General features: G+C 69.1%; 16 protein-coding genes, 1 pseudogene and 1 CRISPR repeat array. Of the genes and pseudogenes, 5 read left to right on the top strand and 12 right to left on the bottom strand.

What is annotated here, in order from left to right; translation table 11 throughout:
- Positions 1-31: 31 nt before the first annotated feature.
- Positions 32-1042 carry a hypothetical protein gene (locus ABT297_RS06995; protein WP_350545612.1) on the top strand — a complete coding sequence of 337 codons (1011 nt, stop codon included), beginning with the start codon at positions 32-34 and terminating at the stop codon, positions 1040-1042.
- A gap of 43 nt (positions 1043-1085) precedes the next feature.
- Here the strand turns inward: ABT297_RS06995 and ABT297_RS06990 are convergent.
- Positions 1086-1415, bottom strand: a pseudogene (locus tag ABT297_RS06990) (class I SAM-dependent methyltransferase); the annotation flags it as partial.
- Between the two features lie 120 nt (positions 1416-1535).
- On the opposite strand from ABT297_RS06990, the gene ABT297_RS06985 reads away from it, so the two are divergent.
- Complete coding sequence (locus tag ABT297_RS06985) at positions 1536-1691, top strand: hypothetical protein (RefSeq protein ID WP_350545610.1); 156 nt, start codon at positions 1536-1538, stop codon at positions 1689-1691.
- A 181-nt stretch (positions 1692-1872) separates the two neighbouring features.
- Positions 1873-4230: an ATP-binding protein gene (locus ABT297_RS06980; protein WP_350545609.1), complete on the top strand. Its 2358-nt coding sequence runs from the start codon at positions 1873-1875 to the stop codon at positions 4228-4230.
- 4 nt (positions 4231-4234) lie between these two features.
- Here the strand turns inward: ABT297_RS06980 and ABT297_RS06975 are convergent, their stop codons facing one another.
- Positions 4235-4990 carry an IclR family transcriptional regulator gene (locus ABT297_RS06975; RefSeq protein ID WP_350545607.1) on the bottom strand — a complete coding sequence of 252 codons (756 nt, stop codon included), beginning with the start codon at positions 4988-4990 and terminating at the stop codon, positions 4235-4237.
- A gap of 148 nt (positions 4991-5138) precedes the next feature.
- Positions 5139-6077 (bottom strand): SDR family NAD(P)-dependent oxidoreductase, encoded by a 939-nt coding sequence (locus ABT297_RS06970; RefSeq protein ID WP_350545605.1) that lies wholly within the window; start codon positions 6075-6077, stop codon positions 5139-5141.
- Positions 6078-6712: 635 nt separating this feature from the next.
- Between ABT297_RS06970 and ABT297_RS06965 the strand changes: the two genes are divergently transcribed.
- A complete protein-coding gene (locus ABT297_RS06965) occupies positions 6713-7333 on the top strand; it encodes a hypothetical protein (RefSeq protein WP_350545604.1) in 621 nt (206 codons plus the stop codon).
- A gap of 189 nt (positions 7334-7522) precedes the next feature.
- A CRISPR array of direct repeats spans positions 7523-8952; the repeat unit is 28 nt; unit sequence GGACCATCCCCGCGTGCGCGGGGAGCAC.
- 44 nt (positions 8953-8996) lie between these two features.
- Here ABT297_RS06965 and cas2e read toward each other — a convergent pair.
- From cas2e to ABT297_RS06920, 9 genes are all read right to left on the bottom strand, one after another.
- Entirely contained in the window at positions 8997-9374 is a 378-nt protein-coding gene (gene cas2e, locus ABT297_RS06960; protein WP_350545602.1) for a type I-E CRISPR-associated endoribonuclease Cas2e, read from the bottom strand.
- Entirely contained in the window at positions 9374-10324 is a 951-nt protein-coding gene (cas1e, locus tag ABT297_RS06955) for a type I-E CRISPR-associated endonuclease Cas1e (RefSeq protein ID WP_350545600.1), read from the bottom strand. Before cas1e ends, cas2e begins: the two co-directional genes overlap by 1 nt.
- Positions 10325-10338: 14 nt before the next feature.
- The gene (gene cas6e, locus ABT297_RS06950; RefSeq protein WP_350545597.1) at positions 10339-11004 is read right to left on the bottom strand and encodes a type I-E CRISPR-associated protein Cas6/Cse3/CasE; all 666 of its coding nucleotides are present in this window, start codon (positions 11002-11004) and stop codon (positions 10339-10341) included.
- 2 nt (positions 11005-11006) lie between these two features.
- Complete coding sequence (gene cas5e / locus ABT297_RS06945) at positions 11007-11708, bottom strand: type I-E CRISPR-associated protein Cas5/CasD (RefSeq protein WP_350545595.1); 702 nt, start codon at positions 11706-11708, stop codon at positions 11007-11009.
- Between the two features lie 175 nt (positions 11709-11883).
- On the bottom strand, positions 11884-13008 hold the full coding sequence (gene cas7e / locus ABT297_RS06940; protein WP_350545593.1) for a type I-E CRISPR-associated protein Cas7/Cse4/CasC: 1125 nt from the start codon (positions 13006-13008) through the stop codon (positions 11884-11886).
- Positions 13005-13649, bottom strand: a complete 645-nt coding sequence (gene casB, locus ABT297_RS06935) for a type I-E CRISPR-associated protein Cse2/CasB (RefSeq protein WP_350545591.1) — start codon at positions 13647-13649, stop codon at positions 13005-13007. Before casB ends, cas7e begins: the two co-directional genes overlap by 4 nt.
- Positions 13646-15298, bottom strand: coding sequence for a type I-E CRISPR-associated protein Cse1/CasA (casA, locus tag ABT297_RS06930; RefSeq protein WP_350545590.1), 1653 nt, complete (start codon positions 15296-15298; stop codon positions 13646-13648). Before casA ends, casB begins: the two co-directional genes overlap by 4 nt.
- Before the next feature lie 197 nt (positions 15299-15495).
- A complete protein-coding gene (cas3, locus tag ABT297_RS06925; protein ID WP_350545587.1) occupies positions 15496-18336 on the bottom strand; it encodes a CRISPR-associated helicase Cas3' in 2841 nt (946 codons plus the stop codon).
- On the bottom strand, positions 18333-20498 hold the full coding sequence (locus tag ABT297_RS06920) for a UvrD-helicase domain-containing protein (protein ID WP_350545585.1): 2166 nt from the start codon (positions 20496-20498) through the stop codon (positions 18333-18335). Before ABT297_RS06920 ends, cas3 begins: the two co-directional genes overlap by 4 nt.
- A 91-nt stretch (positions 20499-20589) precedes the next feature.
- Here ABT297_RS06920 and ABT297_RS06915 point away from each other — a divergent pair.
- On the top strand, positions 20590-21542 hold a 953-nt coding region (locus ABT297_RS06915), incomplete at its 3' end, for a serine/threonine-protein kinase (RefSeq protein WP_350545583.1).

Genomic DNA, 21542 nt, shown 5'->3' with positions numbered 1-21542 from the left:
TTCCGCACTGTCCGGGCTGGAAGAGGTGTCGATGGCTGACGAGGACGTCGCGTGGTACCAGCGGCTGCTTGACGCGCAGCCGGATCTGGTCGACTTCCCATGGTGCTGGACGGTCGTCCAGCCATTGACCAAGCCGGTCACCGTCGCGGAGGTCGCACGGCGGCTCGGCGGGGACCCGGCCAATATTGACGAGCTTGCCGGGTGGGACTTCGAGGAACCTGACGGTACGTTGCACCTGCACCAGGTGGGGCCCGCCGTGGTCATGTGTCAGACGGGGGGTTGGGAAGGGGTCCGCGACGAAGCCCTGCGGTGGTTGTCCGATAGCGCCTCGGTGCATAGCTCGTGGTGGAGCGATGCCAACGGACGCGGCTTCCTGTGTTACGCCGCTTTCGGCCTGGTACTGACCCGACTGGAGCACCTCGACGACAACCAGCCCGCAGGCGAGCAGCCCTCGGCCCTCGACGAGGATCGCGCTCCGCTGCGCAACGATCTGGGCTACCCAGCCCAGTTGGCCTTCGTCGAGCGGCGCACCGGCATCCGGCTGGACCCCGCCTGGTTGGACCAGCCCCACGCCACTGTGGTCATACGCACGCCGATCCCGGACGACCCGCGCCCGCCGGGCGCGCACGGCTCGGCGGATCCGGATCTGGCGGCCATGTTCCTGCTCGCCAACGAGTCCACACAGCGCGCCGCGCTGCGGTGGGTGCTCGACCTGCTCGCCGATGAGCAGGATTTACGCAGCGAACCCGCGGTCCGCACCGTGCTCGACGCGTTGCCGCAGCACTGGCCGACCGGCGAGGATCTATCACGCCAGTTGAACGCGCTGCGAATCCGAATTACGGAGGAGCTCAACGCCAGCCCGGGAATGTCGCCTGAGCGCTGGCGGCACTACTACCGCCTGCGCGCCGGTGAAGCGTTCGCGGCGACGGTAACCGGCTCATACCCACCGGACACATTGTGGTACGCCCAACAGGCGTTGCAACAGCGGTGGCCAACCATCCGCGCGGAACTGTGGCGGCGGGCACGGCGTCAAGACCGGTAGGGAGGCGGCTTCGAGGAGGTACAACCAGTCTGGGCTGCTATTGCGCCAGCGACGTGTCCTCGAACGGCAGCTCGCGCAGGTCGGCGACCTCGTATGCGAAGCCCGGGTTCTCCCGTTGTGCCACCTCGATCATCCTGGGCGAGAGATCCAAGCCGCGAGGCGACAGGCCCCGGACCGCGAGGTAGGGAAGAAGGCGTCCGGTGCCGCAGCCCACGTCCGCGACCTCCGCGCCCACGGCCAAGGTCATCTCGGCGAAGAGGTCGAGCATCGCCCGCTCGACCGGCATGCTCTCGAGCACCCCGACCAGGTTCTCGGCGTACCACTCCGAGAGCACGTCGTGCGCGTCTCGCAGCTCCTCGGTCCTGGCGTCCATTCTCCGTTGACCTTCCCGTCGAGACCGTTGTGGCGGCCAATCTACCTTTGGCCGCCTACTAGGAGCCGGTCGATCGCTGCTTTGATGGCGTCGCGGTCGGCGGTGGCGGGTTGAGCGTTCATGGGTTTCCTGATCGACGGTGCTGCGGGAAGCGCGGTGGTCGGCGGCGAGTTCCGCATCGGTCGAGGTGTGGGGTGGGTCGGCAGGCTGTGGGCCTGGCGCGTGGTGGTGATCATTCCGCCGAACCGGCACGAGCCGACGGCAGACACAGGGTGACCAAACCGTCGCTTGCCATCCGCGATCATTTCCAAATAGGTTCTACCTGCGAAGACGTCAATCGCGAAGTACGGCTGGAGTACTGACATCGGACTGAGGACGAGGCATCGCGGTGCGCCGGCCACGAGCGGCAGATGGTCTGCATTCCGCGATTAGGCGGTATTGATCGATGATCTCCCGAATGGGCGGTTTGCCGGAGACGGTCACAACCTTCGTGGGACGCCGGCATGAGTTGGCGAACGTGCGCGAAGCACTGGGTGGCTCGCGGTTGGTCACGCTGACCGGTCCCGGGGGCGTCGGTAAGACTCGGCTCGCCCTGCGGGCCGCCTCGGAGGTACGCAAGGCGTTCCCGGACGGCGTGTGGTTCGTCGACTTGAGCGATCACGCCGATCCCGCGCTCGTCGCAAGCGTCGCCGCAGGCGCGATCGGGCTGGTCGACGAGTCGGCGCACCCGCCGCTGGTGCTGCTGTCGTCCCATTTCGCGCACCGGCGTGCCCTGCTCATCCTGGACAACTGTGAGCACGTCCTTGACGCGTCGGCCACTCTGGCCGATCACCTGCTGCGGGCCGCCCCCCAGCTGCACATCCTCGTCACCAGCCGCCAGGTACTGAGCATCCCGGCCGAGAAGAGCCTGCAGGTACCTCCGCTTTCAGTGCCAGGACCGGACTCCGTACAGCCGGGCGATCTTGTGCTCTCGGACGCCGTGTCGCTCTTCATCGACAGGGCGAGGGGCGTGCTCTCCGAATTCGTACTCGACCAGCGCAACGCACAGGCGGTGGCGACCCTGTGCCGCCGCTTGGACGGGCTACCGCTAGCGATCGAGATGGCGGCGACACGGCTCCGTGGCCTCTCGCCCGAGCAGATCGTGGAGCGCCTGGACGAACGGTACTCCCTGCTCATCGCGGGCAGCCGCGTCTCGCGGCCGCGGCAGAGTTCACTGCAGAGCCTGTTCGACTGGAGCTACGAATTGTGCTCACCGTCGGAGCGACGACTTTGGGCCCGAGCATCGGTATTCTCCGGTGGCTTCGACCTCGAGGCCGCCGAAGAGGTCTGCTCCGGCGAAGACCTTCCGCGTGAGGCCGTGCTCGAGAACGTCATCTCGCTGGTCGAGAAGTCGGTCCTGGTTCGCGAGGAGCGAGACGGACGCGTCCGCTTCCGGATGTTCGAAACCCTTCTGGAGTACGGCCGGCGACACCTCGCGGAGTCCTCAGAGCTCCCGTTGCTTCAGGCAAGACACCGCGAGTACATCAGCGGGTTCGTCGAGCGGGCAGGCCAGGCGTGGTACTCCTCCGCAGAACCCGAGTGGCGCGAGCGCATCCGAGCCGCCCTGCCGAACATTCGTAGCGCCCTGGACTATTGCATCAGCGATCCCGGCCACGCGAACGCAGGACTCCGCATCGCGCAGTCTCTCTGGTACGGATGGCGCGTCAACGGAATGGTGGATGAAGGACGCCGCTGGCTGCAGAGGACGCTCGAGGTGGCGCCCGCCAAGGACCGCGGCCGCACCCTGGCGGTTCTGGCGGACGCCGCGCTGGCCCTCTTCCAAGGCGACGATGCGGGCGCCGCGCGCCGCCTGGCCGAGACCGTGGCCCTTGCGCATAAGCAGAACGACGTCCGAGCCCTCGCCTATGTGAAACTGTTCGAGGGCCAATTGGCCATGACGCGTGGGGACATGCACATTGCCGCCGAGACGCTCCAGGCCGCGCTGGCGGCGCAACGTCAGGTCAACGACCCGCTGGGCACGGGGCTGACGCTCATTCGCCTTGCCCTGGCCCTGTCGGAGATCGGGCAACTGGACGCCGCCCGGGAGACGCTGGACAGCTTTCGCACGCTCGGTAGGGACAGGGGCTCCGACCTCGCCGAGGCCATGACCGACTGGGCTCGCAGCGTTTTGGCTTGGCAGGCCGGCGATGTCGCGGCGGCCTCACGTTTCGCCCGGCTGGCAGTCGACCGCAGCTGGTCGATGCGGGAACTGGTGTGCCTCGGCCGGGCCATCGAGGTGCTCGTCTGGACCAGCGCTGTCGACAGCGAACCGGAGCGGGCCGCCCGGCTGCTCGGGTCTGTCGAGGCCATCCGATCCGCCCTGGGGCAGCGCACGTTCGGTTACGATCACTTGACTCGCTACGGCCAGGAAAGTGCCGAGACCGTTCGAGCGGCATTGGGCGACGAGCGCTTCACCGCCTATTTCGCGGCAGGAAACACTCAGCCGGCCGAGAGCAACGTCGCGTTCGCCCTCGGTCACCCGCTGCCACGGGCCGAAATCTCATCCGGTGTTCCAGCAGTCGGCGCTGGACTGCTCAGCAAGCGGGAGACCGAAGTGGCCGAACTGGTGGCCAAGGGGATGAGCAACAAGGAGATCGCCGGGCAGTTGGTCATCTCGCGGCGCACAGCCGAGACGCATGTCGAGCACATCCTCGCCAAGCTCGGCCTGGCATCGCGCATCCAGATCGCGGCCTGGATTCGCGAACGAGGCGGCAGTTCTCCTGACCGGTGTGCCTGTCAGGGGAACGTTGCCGTGCCGGCGCCGGGTGGAAAATGACCCGTCAGATCAGCGCCAGCTGCTCACGGACGATACGCAGAACCTCGCGTCCCAGCCGATCGGTGTCTCGCGCCCGCACTCGCGACGTGGGGGCCGCGACGGTAATGGCCGCACGCGAACCGCCCATGACCAGCGTGACCGCGACCGCCGAGACGTCCGGCTCCGACTCTGCCGCATTCGTCGAGTACCCGGCAGTACGGATCCGCTCCAGTTCGGCGAGCAGGGCGGTCTTGGTCGAGATCGACTTGGGTGTCAGCGTTGGAAGCTCCTCCGTGGTGTACATGGCGTCGATCTGGGCACGGTCGAGCCCACTCAAGAGCGCCTTGCCACCCGAAACGCAGTGAGCAGGGAGAACCTGCCCCGTCCTCGAACCCACTCGGACGACGAAGTCCCCCTCGACCGAGTCGAGAAAGCGCGCGTTGGGCCCTTCGAGGACGACCAGGGACACGGTCTCGTGTAGCGCCTCGGACAGGGCGTTCATGATCGGTCGCGCCTGCTCACGGATATCGAGCATCGCCACGACCGACAAACCGATCTCGGTGAGCTCGGGCCCAGGCAAATAGGCGCGCGTGATCGAGTCCTGCACCGCAAAGCCACGCTGCACCATCGCGACCAGGAGCCTGTGCGCGGTCGACCGCGCGACCCCGAGCTCGTCGGCGACGTCGGCCACACGCAGCAGCCTTCGCGTCTTGAACAGCAGCAACACGTGCAGAGCATTGTCGACCGAGCTACCAGGCTTCTCCTGCACAGAACTCCTCATTGCATCGGATCCCCGGAAACCGGGCCTCACAGGTCGATGCTTGCGGTGGTGATGTTATCCCGCACCGGGTTAAGGATAGCGGAACGGCGTTGGCCATGGTGGAACCGGCCAACGGAGCGGCGCTGGCCGGCCTGATCGGTCGATCCGCTCAAATGTGGGGGGCAACGGTGTCGCGCGCCAGCAGCGTCCGCGGCAGAAGTTCGAGGAGGTCGACGAGGGGCCAGGGCCCGAGGCTCTCGTCTCGGAAGATCGAGCGACACTCGACGGGGTGCTGGTAGACCCCGATCTTGCCGCCGCCGGCTCGGAACACCAGTCCATTCACGGTCGACGCATGCTCACTGGCGAGGTAGACCACGATCGGGGCGACCATCTCAGGATCGGCACGAGCTTCTTTGGAACTCCACCGTCGCTCGGACAGCAGGTTTCGTTCCTTCAACCGCTTGTCGGCCTCGGCCATCTCAAGGGTGAGGCGGGTGGCCGCGAACGGTGCGACGGCGTTGACGGTGACCCCCGTGCCGTTGAGCTCCCACGCCAGCTCGTATGTCAGCGAAACCACACCGCCCTTCGCCGCCACGTAGTGCGGATTACCCTGAGGCGCGGACCACTGGTTCGAGGCCGTGTTGATGATGCGTCCGTACCCCTGGCGCTGCATGATTGGCGCCGCGAACCTGCAGACGGCGAAGGCACTCCTCAGGTTGCCCGCGACCAGCAGGTCGAAGTCGGCCTCGGTGATGTCGTCCAAGAGCTGGTACTTCATCATTCCGGCGTTGTTGACCACGATGTCGAGGCGCCCGAATGAGTCGATCGCCGTGTTCACGAGCTCCTCAGCACCCGACCAATCCGAGGCGGAAGCGTAGTTCGCCACCGCTTCGCCCCCTGCCGCGATGATCTCGGCCACGACCTTGTCGGCAGGCTCGTTCGAGGTCGTCCTGGCCTCACGGTCGAACCCCGGGTCGTTGACGACGACGCGGGCGCCGGCAGCGGCGAGAGCGAGAGCCTCACCCCGGCCGATACCCCGACCCGCGCCGGTGACAATGGCCGCTCGCCCGGCAAGCAGTCCCGGTATTCCTGACGCACCTGTTTCCAAAGCAGAACTCCATACCGTAAAGAGCAACAAATGCCATGGGTCAGTCGTCGTACGGCAAAGACGCCATCATGTGTGCTGCGGAAGCCTGCTCCAGTCGCCAGTGGGGCAGGGGCGCCGATCGGCTTCTCGAGGTCAACCAAAGTTGGGTGGTGGCGGCCGTCATGCAGCTGCGTGGCCTGAAGAGGGGTTCGAGATTGATGTGCCACGTCGGAGACCAATCCTCCGCGGCGTCGTCCGTGGAGCGGATTGTGGACCCGTGCATGTCGTTCTCCTCTCCTGTACTACCGAGGAGAGTGACGGAGACCACATGGGCGCCGCATCGGGACAACTACGTAGCCGGCCCCGTAAGCCTCTGCTCTGGACGGGGAGTTCGAGCAACTGCTTGCCGACGCGCCGCCGCACCTGACGCGGACGCCAAGGAGGCCGGATCGCGGCGCGCGGCCAGGAGTCGGAAGCGTCCGATGAGTCGGGTCAGCTCGCGGCGGACGGCGCATCTACTGTCTGGCACGCCGGCGAGCGGATCGGCCTGCCGGTAGAAAATGACGGACACCTTGACCGGTAGCCGACCGTCGGCATCCCCGCGAACGACCGATAGTCGACAGCCCCGGCGGCGGTACCGGTACCACAATTCGATCATGAAGAAGCTCATGCGGCGGGGCAGCTGGCCGCACGCCGCGCTGCTGGTCGCCGCCACCGCACTGGTCTGGCTGATCGCCGGCGTCGCGGGCGCGCTGGGGAGTTGGGTGTGGTGGGCGGTGGCGGCGTTGCCGACCGCGGCCCTGCTCGTCGCGCCGATCCTGCTGTTCTGGCTCAGCGGCGAGCGGACCTGGCCGACCTGGGTGGCGTTCGCTTTCGTGTTTGTACTGCTGCTGACCGCGTACGCCGGCCCGGGCGACTGGTACCTGCGCGCCGCGGGCACCCACACCACCGCGACGGTCCGCGAGGTGTCCTGCCTGGAGACCAGCAGAGGCCGATGTCTGTACCGCTACACGCTGCACGACGCGTCCGGCACCCCGCTGCCGGGCGAGTTCCGCGACACGGTCGAGTACGAGTACGGCAGCCCGGTCGACGTGGTCGTCGACCCACGCGGCCTGCTCGGACCCCGCCTCGCCGCCGACCTCGACAGCCGGGTGTTCGACGTCATGGCGCTGGTCGGTTTCGCCGGCTTCGCCGCGACGGCCGCCGCCGCAACCGCCGTCGGCCGGGTCCGCCGAGACCCGGACCAACCTGCGCCAGCCCCTCAAGTACGGCCGTGACCTCGATCATCTCGCCATTTCCGGCGCCGGGCAGCACACCGAGGTCCCTGGCTCGCCCTGGACCGTGTGCGCGAGGCGGGCTTCCCGCTCTGGACGCTCATCTCTCCCGGAGCTGGAGCATGCCAGTTTGACCATTCCCGCGTGCGTGAGGAGTAGGGGACGCTGGCCGCTGCGTTCCTGCACGGCGACGGACCATCCCCGCGTGCGCGGGGAGCACATGAACACCACCATGTTACGCGGCTCGGCCCGCGGACCATCCCCGTGTGCGCGGGGAGCACGTCCCGGCCTACGACGAGGTGCCCCGCAGGCGGGACCATCTCCGCGTGCGCGGGGAGCACCTGGTAAGTGGGCTCGGGTGCCGTGCGCCGCCAGGACCATCCCCGCGAGCGCGGGGAGCACAACGCGGTCAAGCTGACCGACGAGCAGAACGATGGACCATCCCCGCGTGCGCGGGGAGCACCCGATCCCGTCGCAGCGGGAGCTTGGTGAGCGGGGGCCATCCCCGCGTGCGCGGGGAGCACGATGATCCCCATAGCCGCAGGCCAGGGGTATTGGGACCATCCCGCGTGCGCGGGGAGCACGTTGCGGTGCCTGCGATTCGGTCGCTGGCGGACGGACCATCCCCGCGTGCGCGGGGAGCACCGAGGCCCTGTTGCACGTCGCCGCCGAAGCCGGGGACCATCCCCGCGTGCGCGGGGAGCACGGCCTCGAGGCGCCAGCGCCTGGCCTCGTCGAGAGGACCATCCCCGCGTGCGCGGGGAGCACGAGCGACCCGAAGACCTCCCCGGCGATTACCGCGGACCATCCCCGCGTGCGCGGGGAGCACGCGGCCCATACCGTCGCCGGCGAGACCGTGTTCGGACCATCCCCGCGTGCGCGGGGAGCACCCGTAGATGACTCTCAGCCCGAAGCCCTTGTAGGGACCATCCCCGCGTGCGCGGGGAGCACCTGATCAACCGCGAACGGGGCAGCCGCGTCTACGGACCATCCCCGCGTGCGCGGGGAGCACACTTTCCGTGGTCAGTTGGCGACATCATGTGTGGGACCATCCCCGCGTGCGCGGGGAGCACTCGTTGACGTCGCCGGGCGCACCGGCGATCGGGGGACCATCCCCGCGTGCGCGGGGAGCACGACCTGTACGCGGTCCGGATCGGGCTCGACGGCGGACCATCCCCGCGTGCGCGGGGAGCACGACCGGCTGTACGCCGAGACGATCGTCTACGCGGGACCATCCCCGCGTGCGCGGGGAGCACCACGTGCACGGCCTGCCCCCCCTCGGCCTGTTCGGACCATCCCCGCGTGCGCGGGGAGCACTTCGCGCCCGCGTACATCTGCGGCGTGGACTGCGGACCATCCCCGCGTGCGCGGGGAGCACAAGCCGACCTGGCGGGACAAGGTGGCCCGGTTCGGACCATCCCCGCGTGCGCGGGGAGCACAGAACGTCCCGACCCGCACCGGCTGATCCAAAGGACCATCCCCGCGTGCGCGGGGAGCACCCTTCGGGGCTGCGGCGGGGCCTGTCGCCGTCGGGACCATCCCCGCGTGCGCGGGGAGCACCTGCGCCATGAACTGCATCTCCTTGCCGTGGGCCGGACCATCCCCGCGTGCGCGGGGAGCACACTTGTTCACCTGGGGCGATGAAGATCCAGATCCCGAATTCTCTTCACTTGCCGTCGGAAGCGGGCGAGGCGGAAGGAGCACGGCGACCGAACCGGCGGCGGCGTGCTGCTTTGCTCCAGCCGGTTGGCATTGCCGCGTTGAAGACGGGTTCACTGGGGCGGCGCATCAGCGTTATCCCGTCCAGATCGATCGGCGTCCAGTGGTGGTCGTGCACCTTGAAGGATAGCCGCTGCTCGCCGTTGACCTGAAACACCATCAACGCACGGCCTGGTCCGGCCATGTCGACTACCCGCGCCCACAGCCGGCCCCGTACCCGTGCGTTGACATGCCCGACGTAGACCCCGGCGGAGATTTCCAGCAGCCACTGGGTGAGGTGGCCGCGTAGGCCGGGCGGGCAGGCGGTGAGGATGATGACCGTCATCAGAAGTCGATGTCCTCCCCGCCGGCATAGTTATGACCCGCGGGCACCTCGAAGCCGTTGTCGTCCCACAGGCCCAGGGAATCCTCTTCCTCGATTGCACCACTGGGCTGTGGTTGGAGCAGCAGCGCTCGGATGTCCCGGACGCATCGGGTGAGGATGGCACCGTCGTGGACTCGGTCCCGGACTGCCCGGCGGGTGTCCGCGCTGATGTCGGTGGAGCCGTTGGCCACCACATCGAAGGCGACCGGAATGGTTATCTCGGCCTTGTAGAGGTCTGCGATGTCGTACACGAAGGCGCGTTCGTGTCCGGTGTGGACGAAACCTAGCCCGGGGGCCGCGCCGAGCGTGACGATGACGGCGTGGACGATGCTGTACAGGCAGGCATGCGCAGCGGACAATGCCTGGTTGATGAGGTCGCCGGAGCCGAAGTCGTTCCGATCGTACTGGCGCTGGTCCCAGGCGATTCCGGTTCGGGCAGCGTGCTCGCGGTAGGTGCGGCGGACTCGGGAGCCTTCCTTGCCGCGGAGTTGCTGCATCGTGAGGTTGGCGGTGTCCTCGCCTGGGAAGCGCATCGCATACATGGTGCGGGCCACGGCGAGCCGGCGGCCGCGGTGGCTGACGGCCCCCGCTTGGGCGATAAGTAAGCGGCTGGACGCGGCCAGCGACCGGCCGTGGGCGTAATAGCGCACGCCCCGCTCGCCGACCCAGACGGCTGTGGCGCCGTGGTCGGCGAGCAGGGCGACGGCTTGGTGGGTGATGCTGGTGCCGGGTCCGAGTAGCAGTACGCCGACGGAAGCCGCCGGGATGTGGACGACTCCCCGGTCATCGGTGGCGGTGAGCGCGTTGCTGTCCCGGTGGATGACGCTGCGTTCGAGGTAGAGGAAGCTGATCCGGTCCTCGGCACGGGTGAGATCGGCGAGTTCGGCCGGCGGTACACCAGGGATTTGCATTGCCTGGCGCGGCCTCAGTGCGCTGGGGCGATGGTCAGCAGGCCGCAGCCATACGCTTTGGCGTGCCCGATGCCGAGGGTCAACGCCTGACGGAATGCGTCGGCGTCGGTGACCTCCAGCACGCCATCGTAGGTAACCGTGGTGAGGGTGACCTTGTGCATACCCCGATTGAACGTCAGCGTCTGGCGGCGGTGCAGCATCAGGTTGGGCTGACCGTCCTGCTGCGTCGCCACGCCGAAGCCGCACCGGGCGGAACGGTCGACCAACCACTGCGTCTGCTCTGCGGCTCGCAGGCGGCCGAAGCGTTGGGTGTCCTTCGACTCGGCGGTCTTGCGTCCGCTGTGCGTCGGGTTTGCGGTGAGCCGGAACGCCCACCGCTGGCCGGAGTGCAGCGATGCCAGCAGCCCGTCGTACGCGCGGGTCGTCCAGGCCTCGGCCGTGGCGCCACCGGCTTGGTCGACCAGGTGCGTGAGGTCGGGCCGTCCCGGGCTGACGAGGTACAACTGGATGGACCCACCCACCGTGGTGTCCAGCCGCCACAGGGTGCGGGCGCCGGGCCGTTCGTGGTCGTCGGGCGCGGCGAAGGCGGCCCGGACCGCGGCGTGCATGGCCTGTGGTGAGGCGAGGAGCTTCCGCGCCCCACGGCGGGCCGGGTCGATCGTGAACCGGGTGAGGAACATGCTCAGCCTCCCAGCAGGCTCAACGGGTCGTGCTCGGCGACACCAGCACGTTCGGCGAGGTCGTTGACGATGTCGACGTGCCCGCGATGCACCGCCCGCCAGGTGTGCTGGCGATGCGCCGGGTCGAAGCTGACCGGATCGTCGTGCACGGTCTCGGTGGTCGGCTCGCCCGGCCGGGCATCCCGGATGATTTCCAGTCGCACAGAGCGGGAGGCCCGTCGTCGGTACCAGTCGGCGGCGATCCAGGGCCACGAGGTCAGCGCACCGTCGAGGGTGTCGTCGTGCACGCCGAGGCTGACCGGGCCGACCGGCGGGCAGGAGCGACGCCCCAGGTAGAGCGGGAACGTTGGCCGCTGCAGTGCCTCGGCCAACCCGGTCAGCAGTTCCCGGTCGCCGCCGATGACGGCGAGGAACGCAGCGTCGGCCAGATAGAAGCGGTACGTCAGGGGAGCGCTGGTCTGCCCGTCCAGAGTTCGCGCGGTCTGGAAGTCACGCAGGATCTGCCCGGGCTGGTCCAGCCGTACCCCGAACTCCAGCGTGAGGAGCTCGGTCAGCGGCTCGGTGCGGCGGATGCCCTTGGCCGCGGCGAGCAGCCCGATCACGCCGCTCTTGGTCGGTGCGACCTCGGTGCCCCTGCGGGCGAACCGGCTGGACGAGCCCCACGACTGCAGTGGCGCTGCCAGCCGCAGCACGAGGACGCTCATGCCGCAACCTCCGCTTCGCTCCGGCAGCGGCATGAGCTGAACCTGCGTTCCTGATGAGCGGCCACTCCGCTTCGCTCCGTACCGCTCATGGCCGTCACCTCCGCTTCGCTCCGGCAGCGGAATGAGCTGAACCTGCGATCCTGATGAGCGGCCACTCCGCTTCGCTCCGTACCGCTCATGCCGGCTGGCCGAGCGCGGAGGCGATCTGCTCCCCAACCCCGGTGACGAGTTCGCCAAGAGTCACCGCCTTGCCGAGGTCGGTCAGCACCGCGGTCTGCTCACCGACCTGGGTGACCCAGCTGCCGACCGGCCGCTCGCCGTATGCGCTCTCGACCGCGAGCACGTGGTCGGTCAGGGCGGCGGCGGCGAGCTTGACCCGGCCGGCGGACTCCGTCTCTTGAATCGCGGATTCAAACGCGCCGACCATGTTGATCGGCTGTGTATCGCGCACCCGTACCACGACCGCGTCGGGCAGGGTCCGGTGCGCGAACGTGTTCTGCTTGCCGGTCGGCACGCTGCGTGCGAAGGCGATCAGGAACGCCTCAACGGCCGCTCGGGTGGCGGCCGCGTCGCCGAGGGTTTCATGGAGCGCGTTCACGTTGACGGTGGCGTACCGGTAGAGGGTGGAGGAGTTGAACTCGATGGTGCCGATCATGCCCGCGCCGGTCTCGGCGGCGTCTTTCTTGCGATCGTCGACGGCGGTGAAGTAGTCGAACTCGTTATCGACCGCGTGCACGCTGATGGCGTGTGCGACCTGGCACGCGGCGTCCACGTTGATGTCGGCCATGTCGGCCACCATGCGGCCGAACATGGCGATGTCCACCGAGTGCTCGGTGTTCGCCAGTTCCTTGAATCGCTTCTTGTCCAGGGCTGTTCCGGCACGCTTCGACTCCAGCGCGGCGGCCGCGATGTTGTCGAGCTGACGGTGGCTGAGGAACAGCAGGTAGCCTGATTCGACGTCCTTCGCTTCGCCCTTCTTCTTCTCGGCCTTGGCCAGACCGGATGCGGCGAACACCTCGGCAGCCAATGCGGACGCGTCCTCGTTGCTCAGACTCGGGTCCAGTGTCCTGATTCGGGCGGCGAGCGACTCTCCCACCCGCTTGGTCCGCTCACCGAGGACGGAGCTGTCCAGCAGCTCGGCGAAGGCCAGCCGGACCGCGCGCTTCCATGCCTGACTGGACACCCGGGCGCGGCGCACACCACCGTACACGGCGGTCTTCGGTGAACCGGTGTCGTCCCGGTTGAGGTTGCTCGGCGGCACGGTCTGCAGCACGTACACATCGATGATGATGCGGTTCATGCGGCGTTCTCCTCTTGGGTCTGGGTGGTGGACTCGTCGATGCGGTTGCGGAAGAACTCCCGGCCCCACGCGGCTTGTACGTCGGCACGTCTCGTGGGCTGGCGCAGCCGCCGAAGGTCGTCGGCGAGCAGGCCGTAATCGATGGGGAACTGGTGCTCGCGCAGCATGGTGACGAGGCTGCGCAGGTGGTAGATACCTTCGGTATAGGTGCTGGCGGTGCCGAGCGCGGCGAACCGACGGCGCACCCCGTCCGGCCCGTCGGAGGCGTGTACCAGGCGAGCCAGGGCCCGGCCCAGACCGTGTCCGTCGACGTGCATCGCTTCCCGGCGCGACTGCTGGTGCAGCGCGTAGAGGGTGACCGCGTCGTGCACCGCGTACTCGGCGTTGTCAGCCCTGTCGGCCGACCGGCGATCCAGCAGACCGTCCGGGACCCACAGGTAGGTCTCCAGGGTGTAGTCGAAGCCGGGGGCACGGCCGATGCCGCGACGCAGCCGGGCCAGCGCGCTCACCGCCTCCGGCCGGGGCGGGTCACGCAGCACCTGCGCCTGCAAGGAGCTGACGATCCGGGCGACATGATCCCCCAGCTTGCCCCGGCGGCGTCCGGGTGCCTTACGCGCCTGATCCGTCGAGACCGCGGTCATTGTGGTACCTCCTGGGTCTGTTCCGTGTGGTCGAAGGCCAGCGGTAACGCCTTTGCCAGCCCGGTCCGGAACCACGCCTCGGCCTGGTAGCTGGAGTAATGGACCTGCTTGCCGTTCTTGTCGTCGATCAGGCGGCCAACCCAGGCTTTCGGTCCGGCGGCCTCGACCAATTCCTCGCCGAGCTGTCTGACGGCCCGCCACACCGTGCGCTGCCAGGCCGCACGCTCGGCCGCCGGGTCGCTGTCCGGGACCAGGTCGGCCAGCCAGTCCCGGAACTCCCGGTCCAGTTCGGCGTATCCCCGTTCGGTCGCACGTTCCGCAGCGCCGCCAGGGTCGCCGCCCGCAGCGCGGACGAGGTTGGTGGCGAGCCGGCCCAGGCCCCCGACCGCGGCCTCCGCGTCGGCGGCAGCATCCACGGCGGCGGTACGTAGGGGAGACTTCTCGACCAACACCAGCACGTTCATCGTCAGCGCGTCGCCGAACACTTCGTCGACGACCGCTTGCTGGGTGCCGTAGGTGACGCTGATGGCGCGCGGACGCACCTGGAAGTCCTGCCCGACGGCCTGGGTGACCGTTAGCCGGGCCAGCCACTGCAGCACGAGGGGCGAGAGCCGCTGCGCCGGCTCGTTGCCGGACGGCGGTGGCGGCAGCAGCGTCTGCAGGCCGCGCCACAGTGCCCGCGTATGGTCGTGGGGCCGGGGGAGGTACACCGGAGTCCGCTTCTGTTCCTTCTCTTTCGGCCCGCTGCGGCCCCAGACGCTCATCGGCTCCAGCAGGTGCCGGTCCTGCCAGTCGAGCTGGTCGCCGTAGGCGATCATGGCGCCGGTGATGCCACCGCGGTCGCCGAAGAGCCGGATCCGCCGGGACTGCCAGGTGTAGAGGCTCAGCAGGCCGTACGGCCCGCGGGTGGCGTTCGGCTCCTCGACGGCGGTCTGCGGTTCCCGCTCCCAGGCCGGCAGGTCCCGCTCGTCGGCGCGCTGCCAGCCGGGCGCGACGGGTATCAGATTGAGCAGGAGCGTCTCGCGCAGGTTTCCGCCCTCCAGGTAGACGCCGCCAAGTGCGCCGACCGAAGCAACGCCTTGGGGGTATCCCTTGCCTCCCTTGACCCGGGGATCACCGACCGCACCGGTCTTGATGCCGGAGGGATCAAAGGCCTGGCAGTGTACGAGCCAGCGGGCCGCCTCGGCGAGCGAAATCGAGTCCATGCCGTGCCCGGCGCGGGCGGTCAGGAACGGCATGCCGTTGGGTACGTCGGCGATCAGCCGTTCCAGCCCGTAGGTGTTGCCCTTGTCCGCGCGCAGGTCGGCAATCTGGTAGAAGGGTTGCTTCGGGTGAAGTAGGTCGAACCGGTCGCGAAACGTGCCGAGGTAGTCGGCGATGTCGGGCAGGGGAAGCCGGCGGTCCCGCCACAGTGCCCGCCAGGCGGCCTCACCGGGCGGCCCGCCGCTGGCGCGGTGCAGCACCGCCAGCGCCAGCCGCAGAATCGCGAACGTCTGCGTGGGCAGCTCACACGCGATCATGCGCAGCTCGCCGGCCTGCTCGAACAGCTCCAGCAGCGAGACGTCACGCCGTTGCCCCGTGGCGTCCAGCACCGGAATCCACGCCTCATCCACGAGCGAGAAGTCCGGGATCTCCAGGCGACTTGTCAAGACTCGACCCCCTCTCTCCTAGTTTTCTAATCAGGCCTACTGAGTCGCTGAATTAAGCAGTGCAGCTTGCGATAAAACGCCACCGAGTTGTAGCGTCTGGCTGTCGTCCCCGGAGATCGCTGCAACTCCCTCCGGTGGGAGGGATGGTCCGCAGGCGTAGTGGGTCGCAGCGCCGTTCCCCGTGTATGCGGGGATTCCTACTGAATCCGAGTGACACGGAGACCCTCATGAAAGTTGTAGTGAAGGTCGAAGGTGTGCACGGTCGCGTGACCGTTGCCATCGATGGCGAGGACGAGCTCGTCGGCCAGCCAGGGGCTGTCCTCCCAGACGCGCAGGTCGAACCGACCCTTCAGGTCTGCGATGACATCATCGACGACCTCGGGAGCGGTCATCGTCCTAGGCAGGGGCAGGGTGCAGCTGGCGATTCGCCGTTGCAGCGCCCAACTTGGGGCACTGTCGGTGGGCACGAGTTCCCCACCCCCCGGGATCCATGGGGGAACAACTAACCCGTCAGGGGTGCGGACGAGGAGTAGCACCTCCAGTGACTCGCCGTCGGTGTCGCGGACGTGGCCCTGCGCCGTGCGTTCGTCCGTGTCACCGACGCCGCCGGAGAGCCACCCGATCAGCGATGTCCCGCGCTCGCCCAGAGCGGCCAGCCGGAACCCGTCCGCCTTCCGTTCCTTGTCGGCTTGCTCGTCCTGCCGGCGTGTCTCGGCCTCGGCCATCGCCGGCTGCCAGGACTGCGGGCCGACCGGCGCGTCGCCGTAGGCGGCCTGGGTGAGCGGCGCGATGTCGGCCGGTACCCGCAGCGGCTCGCCGTCCAGGTGCGGCAGCAGTACCGCGGCGCTGCGCAGCAGTGTGGAGGTCTGGTAGACCCGGCGCGAGCCCGGTACGGGCTGCGGCGGTTCCTCGTTCCACTCGGTCCCGGTGAGCCAGCAGGCCGCCGTGGCGAGCCGGGCCGGGCGGTCGGCGCGCGGATGCCGGTGCAGCCGGCCGATGCGCTGCAGGACCAGGTCTACCGGGGCAAGGTCAGTGATGAGCAGGTCGAAGTCGATGTCGAGCGACTGCTCGGCCACCTGGCTGGCCACGACGACGTGTCGGTGCGGGCGTTCGGCGCTGCCTGGCGGCCCGAACGTCTCACGCAGCCAGCGGTCCTTCGCGGCCCGATCGACGGCCATGAACCGCGAGTGCGCTACCGATACCGGAATGTCGGGACCGAACGCGGCGCGCAGCACCGCGGCCGTTTCCTGTACCCGCGCCACGGTGTTGCGGACCACCAGCGCACAGCCCCCGTCGAACAGCTGTTCGCGGAGCAGGTCGGCCAGCGTCGGCAGGTCGTCGTCCAGGCGTCGCAGCCGCACGTCGACGCCGCGGCCCGAGTCGGCGCAACTGGTCGCGGTGGCGCCGCGCTGTTCGCCAGACACTGTCACCAGCGGGTACCGCAGGTCGGTGCGGAGGCCGGCGTAGGGGTCGGGCCTCGGCTTGCCCCGGTCGCGCCACGTGAGTGGGGGCGGCGGGCCGAGCCGGCCGCGGTCGTACGCCTCCATGAGTTTGGCGCGGCGGTGCGCGGGCAGCGTCGCGGAGAGCACCACCACGGGCACGCCGTATCCGCCGAGCCATTCGAGGGCCCTGTCCAGGAAGCTGCTCATGAACACGTCGTAGGCGTGGGCCTCGTCGATGACCACGACCTTGCCGGCGAGGCCAAGGTGGCGCAGCGCGAGGTGCTTGCCGCGCAGCGCGGCGAACAGGAGCTGGTCGATGGTGCCGACCACGAAGTTGGACAGCAGGGTGCGCTTGCGGCCGGCCAGCCAGTCGTGGACGCCGATGTCGGCGCCGCCGGCGTCCTGGGCGATGCCGCTGGGCAGCGAGGTGAACCGGAGCTTGTCGTACTCGGGATTGAGCGCCGCCTTGCCGTGCGCGAGCCGCACGTCACGGTCGCCGCGCCCGACCTGGGCGTCGGGCAGCCGGCGTAGCCAGGACAGCATCCGGCCGAACATGGCGTCGCTGGTGGCCCGGGTGGGCAGCGCGAGGTAGCAGCCGGACGCGTTGGTACGCCTGGCGAGGATCTCCACCGCGGCCAGCGCGGCCTCGGTCTTGCCCTCGCCCATGGCGGCCTCGACGATCATCATGCCCGATGCCGGCATGGTCACGGCCAGCGCGGCAACGGTGCGCTGGACCGGGCGCGGCGTCGCGCCGGCCGGCAAGGCGAACCGCGCGGCAAACAGCTCGTCCACATCGGATGGTGGAGTGGCCGGCAGCCAGGGCATCGGCAGGTTCAGCCGTTCCCAGCCGGAACGCAGCCGGTCGGCGTCGGCACTGTCCAAGATGTACGGAAAGAACTCCTCGGCGCTGGCGATCCAGTCGGCGACGATGACCAGGCCGGTGAGGGCCGCCTGGACCGGCTGCGACAGCGGCGCGTCCCGCCATTCGGCGAGTCGGTCGCCGGCTCCGGACCGCTCGGTCATCCAGGTGAGCAGTTCCCGCCGCACCTCCTCCCACGCGGCGTCGCCGAGCAGGTACCGGCGTGCCATCACACCTTTCAGCTGTTCATCGGTGGGCGGTACGCCGTGGTGCCCACCGACCACGACGGCGTACGGGTCCGGGTCCTCCCAGCCCTGCTGCCGCAACCAGTCGGCGAGCACGAAGTGGCCCGCGGTGGCGTGCGGCGCGAGGCGGCGGTCGGCCTTGATCTGCCTGGAGTCGTACCGAAGGCCGCGGTCGCGCATCCGCTCGGCATACAACGGGGCCAGGATGGCGAACGCGGGGGTGGCCTTGCCGATGTCGTGCACCCCGGCCAGCCAGATCGCGAGCGCGCGACCGTCGGCGTCGCCGCCGGGCAGCTCATCGGCGACTCGCCGGCGCGCCGCCGGGCTGAGCCAGTCGTCCCAGAGCCGCCCGGCCACATCGGCGGCGTCGGCCAGGTGCCGCCACAGTGGCAGCCAGCCCACCGGCGACGTGCCCGTGCGGTCGGTCTTGCCCCAGACGGATCGTGCCGCCTCGCCCAGCCGCGGCCCGGCACCCAGCGTCGCGATACTCATGACGCCACCGCCGGCAGGAGCGTGCTGGCCGCGCCACTGTGCGACAGATAGAGGACGTCGCGGGCCCGGGTCAGCGCGACGAACAACAGGCAGCGCTCGCGTTGCAGGTCCTGCCGGTGACCGTGTGGGTCCTCGGCCGCCGAGGTGACCGCGTTCGGCGCGGGCAGGACTGCGGCGTCCAGCCCGACCACGGCCAAGCACTGGAACTCCAGCCCCTTCATCCGGTGCATGGTGGACACCCGTACCCCGTCGACGCCGCGCCGGTCGTCCGCCACGTCGATGTGGGCCTCGCTCAATACCCGGCCGATGGTCTTGACCAGGCTTCCGGTGCGGGCGGCGACGCCGATCGCGTGCGGCTCGACGCCTTGGTCGAGCCAGGTGCCGACACGCTCGATCAGCGCGTCGAGCTCGCCGTCCCGATCGGCGTGCGCGGTCACCTCGGGGGCGCCGCCGTGGGTGACTGAGCGGTACCCACGAAGGGTGTCGTCCTGATCGTCGAGACCGAGGACCGCGTCGCCATTGAGAACCCGCACCGACAGGTCCAGGATCTCGTGGGTGGTCCGATAGTTGACGGTCAGCCGACGGGTCCTGCCTCGCACCTGGATGCCCAGCTGGGCCAGCGACACGTGGTTGTCGTAGATGCGTTGGTGCGGATCGGCCAGCAGAAACAGGTCGTTGGGTTCCGGGGCGACCAGCGCCCGCAAGAGTCGCCACTGGGCCGGGTGCAGGTCCTGCCCCTCGTCCACCACCACGTGCCGGTACGGCGGGGCCGAGCGCCGCGCGATCTCGGCCGCCTCGTCGGCGAGCTGAGTGTGGGTGCGCAGGCCTTTCTTGGCCAGCTGGCCGGCGACGCCCTGCATCGCAGCCCACACCTGGTCGCGCTGCGCCGCCCGCAGTCCCTCACCGCGGCCGCTGCGCCGAGCCTCCCGGTACTCCTCGACGCCGGCCAGTTGCAGGGCCAGTACGACCTGTTCCCACTCCCTCCGGAGGAAGGCGCCACTGAACCTGGTCACCTTGCCGGCCCGGTTGTGGTACGTCGGCCCGGCCGCCGCGGCTGCGTCCCAGAGCGGGTCGAGGACGTCGTCGCCGGCGATGGTGACTCTCCGGACTCGGGCCACGATCTCGTACGCCAGCTTGTCGATGCTGACCACGTCGATGCGGGAGCGCACTGCCGCATCGTCGGTGAGCCGATACAGCTGCTTGCCGAGCGCTTCGGCCAGCGCGCGGGTGAACGTGGTGAGCAGCACCTTCGAGCCGTCGTCCGGCAGCCTGCCGGCGAGGAAAACCGCGCGGTGCAGGCCGGTGACGGTCTTGCCGGTGCCCGCGCTGCCGGTGACCAGCGCCGGGCCGCTGTAGACCTCACGGTAGGCGACATCGCGCTGGGTCGGGTGCAGGAATGTCCGCCAGAGGTCGAACGGGCGGGCCAGGATGGCGGCCAGCTCCACCGGACCGGAGACGAACGCGATCCGGTCCGGCGTGCGGCGGGCGGCCGCTTCCAGATCACCGGTGTCGACCTTGCCGGGCTCCTCGCCGGCGAGGATCAACCCGATCACCTCCTGCAAGACCTCGTCCGGGGACATTCCAGCAGCCAGCCCGGTCAGGGCGGTGCGCTGGGCCTCGGGCAGCAGCCGGCACAGGCTCTCCAGCTGTTCGTCGGAGTTGATCCGCGGCAGCAACGGGAACAGGCCGGCGTCAACGCCCAGCCGGCGCAGGTCGGCGTTGGACACACGGTCAAGCAGCCCCTCGGCGGGTGGCGCGACCGGCAGCGTGCGCGCGAAATCCTCGATGCCCACCTGGTCGCGGACCTCCAGGACGCCCAGCGCTTGGTTGACCGAGAAGATCCGGCTCACCGCGTAGGCGTTGGCGTCATCGTGCGGCAGCACGTCCTGCAGAAGGTACTTTGCGCCGCCGAGCGCCAGCACGATTCCGCGCCAGAAGTCCGTGATCCGGATGGTGCGGACGTTCGGGTCGCGCGCACCGGTCAGCTTTTCCAGGTGCAGGCCGGCCTGGGTGTGCTCGGCGAACTTGACAATCGCCGCGTCGACCGCCCGTTGCACGGGTCGGGGCAGTCTGGCGTAGCGGCGCAGAAACTCCCGATCGATGCCCAGCTCGGCCACGCCGTCCCCTCCCCGAGAACCCGTCCAGCTGTTCGACGTCAGCATATTGTGAACACTAGCTACAAGCAAGATAGCTCTCTACACAGTTCACGAATGGCCGATGGTTGATCCACCGAACGGCTCACGGACTCCGGCTGTGGGCGATGGCGCCGGTAAGCTGACGGACGTGATGGCGGACGCACGCCTCAAGGGCCGATACGTTGTGGATCGTCTCCCGTTGGCCCACAGCGGCATGGGTGAAGTCTGGCGGGCCTGGGACACGCTGCTGGACCGCCCCGTGATCGTCAAGTCGCTGGCCGCGACGAACTCGGACCTCGCACTGCGATTCCGTCGTGAGGCGCTGCTGACCGCACGGCTCGACCATCCTGGCGTACCTGCCATCTTCGACCTTGGCGAAGACCACGGGCGCCTCTTCCTCGTCCTGCAGCGGATCGAGGGGATTACCCTGGCGGACCTGACCGCCGAGCAGGACCCCCTGCCGATCGCCTGGGTGGCTGCCATCGGGGCGCAGATCAGCAGCGTGCTCATCGCTGCCCACGGCATTGGTCTGGTGCATCGGGATCTCAAGCCGAGCAACGTCATGCTGGAGCCGAGCGGCGCCGTGAAGGTCCTCGACTTCGGCGTGGCCGTGATACGCGACGACGACCGCTACTCCCGGATCACCCGGACCGGCGAGAGCCCGGGCACGGTCGGGTACATGGCGCCCGAGCAGGTCCTGGGGGAGCCCACCGATCACCGCGCCGACCTGTACGGCCTTGGCGGCACGCTGTCCCACCTGCTGACCGGCCAGGCGCCGTTCGACGGCGCAAGTACCGTGACCACGCTGCGACACCAACTGAGCGACCCGCCGCCACGCCCTTCCGAAGTCCGCCCCGATACGCCAGTAGCGCTCGACGATCTGGTGCACGCGCTACTGGCCAAACGGCCGGAAGACCGGCCGGCCAGCGCAGTCGAGGTGTACGACGCGCTGGCCCCACTCGTCGACCAGTTGCCGCCGATCCCCGGGGTGGTCGGCGACGGCGTCGACGCCGTGCGGCGCTACGCCGCCGTCGTCGGACGGCAGCCCGCGCTCCGCACCGTCACACCGCC

The organism is Dactylosporangium sp. NPDC000555 (assembly GCF_040300025.1).
Classification (GTDB): domain Bacteria; phylum Actinomycetota; class Actinomycetes; order Mycobacteriales; family Micromonosporaceae; genus Dactylosporangium.
The sequence above is the reverse complement of the archived record's forward strand: the minus strand, read 5'-3'. Positions and strand labels throughout refer to the sequence as shown.

Coding starts and splice junctions, on each gene's coding strand:
- ABT297_RS06980 (WP_350545609.1), top strand. CDS start 1,873: ATGGGCGGTTTGCCGGAGACGGTCACAACCTTCGTGGGACGCCGGCAT.
- ABT297_RS06995 (WP_350545612.1), top strand. CDS start 32: ATGGCTGACGAGGACGTCGCGTGGTACCAGCGGCTGCTTGACGCGCAG.
- cas5e (WP_350545595.1), bottom strand. CDS start 11,708: ATGAGCGTCCTCGTGCTGCGGCTGGCAGCGCCACTGCAGTCGTGGGGC.
- ABT297_RS06975 (WP_350545607.1), bottom strand. CDS start 4,990: ATGAGGAGTTCTGTGCAGGAGAAGCCTGGTAGCTCGGTCGACAATGCT.
- cas3 (WP_350545587.1), bottom strand. CDS start 18,336: ATGAGTATCGCGACGCTGGGTGCCGGGCCGCGGCTGGGCGAGGCGGCA.
- ABT297_RS06985 (WP_350545610.1), top strand. CDS start 1,536: ATGGGTTTCCTGATCGACGGTGCTGCGGGAAGCGCGGTGGTCGGCGGC.
- cas2e (WP_350545602.1), bottom strand. CDS start 9,374: ATGACGGTCATCATCCTCACCGCCTGCCCGCCCGGCCTACGCGGCCAC.
- cas1e (WP_350545600.1), bottom strand. CDS start 10,324: ATGCAAATCCCTGGTGTACCGCCGGCCGAACTCGCCGATCTCACCCGT.
- cas6e (WP_350545597.1), bottom strand. CDS start 11,004: ATGTTCCTCACCCGGTTCACGATCGACCCGGCCCGCCGTGGGGCGCGG.
- cas7e (WP_350545593.1), bottom strand. CDS start 13,008: ATGAACCGCATCATCATCGATGTGTACGTGCTGCAGACCGTGCCGCCG.
- ABT297_RS06920 (WP_350545585.1), bottom strand. CDS start 20,498: ATGCTGACGTCGAACAGCTGGACGGGTTCTCGGGGAGGGGACGGCGTG.
- ABT297_RS06965 (WP_350545604.1), top strand. CDS start 6,713: ATGAAGAAGCTCATGCGGCGGGGCAGCTGGCCGCACGCCGCGCTGCTG.
- casB (WP_350545591.1), bottom strand. CDS start 13,649: ATGACCGCGGTCTCGACGGATCAGGCGCGTAAGGCACCCGGACGCCGC.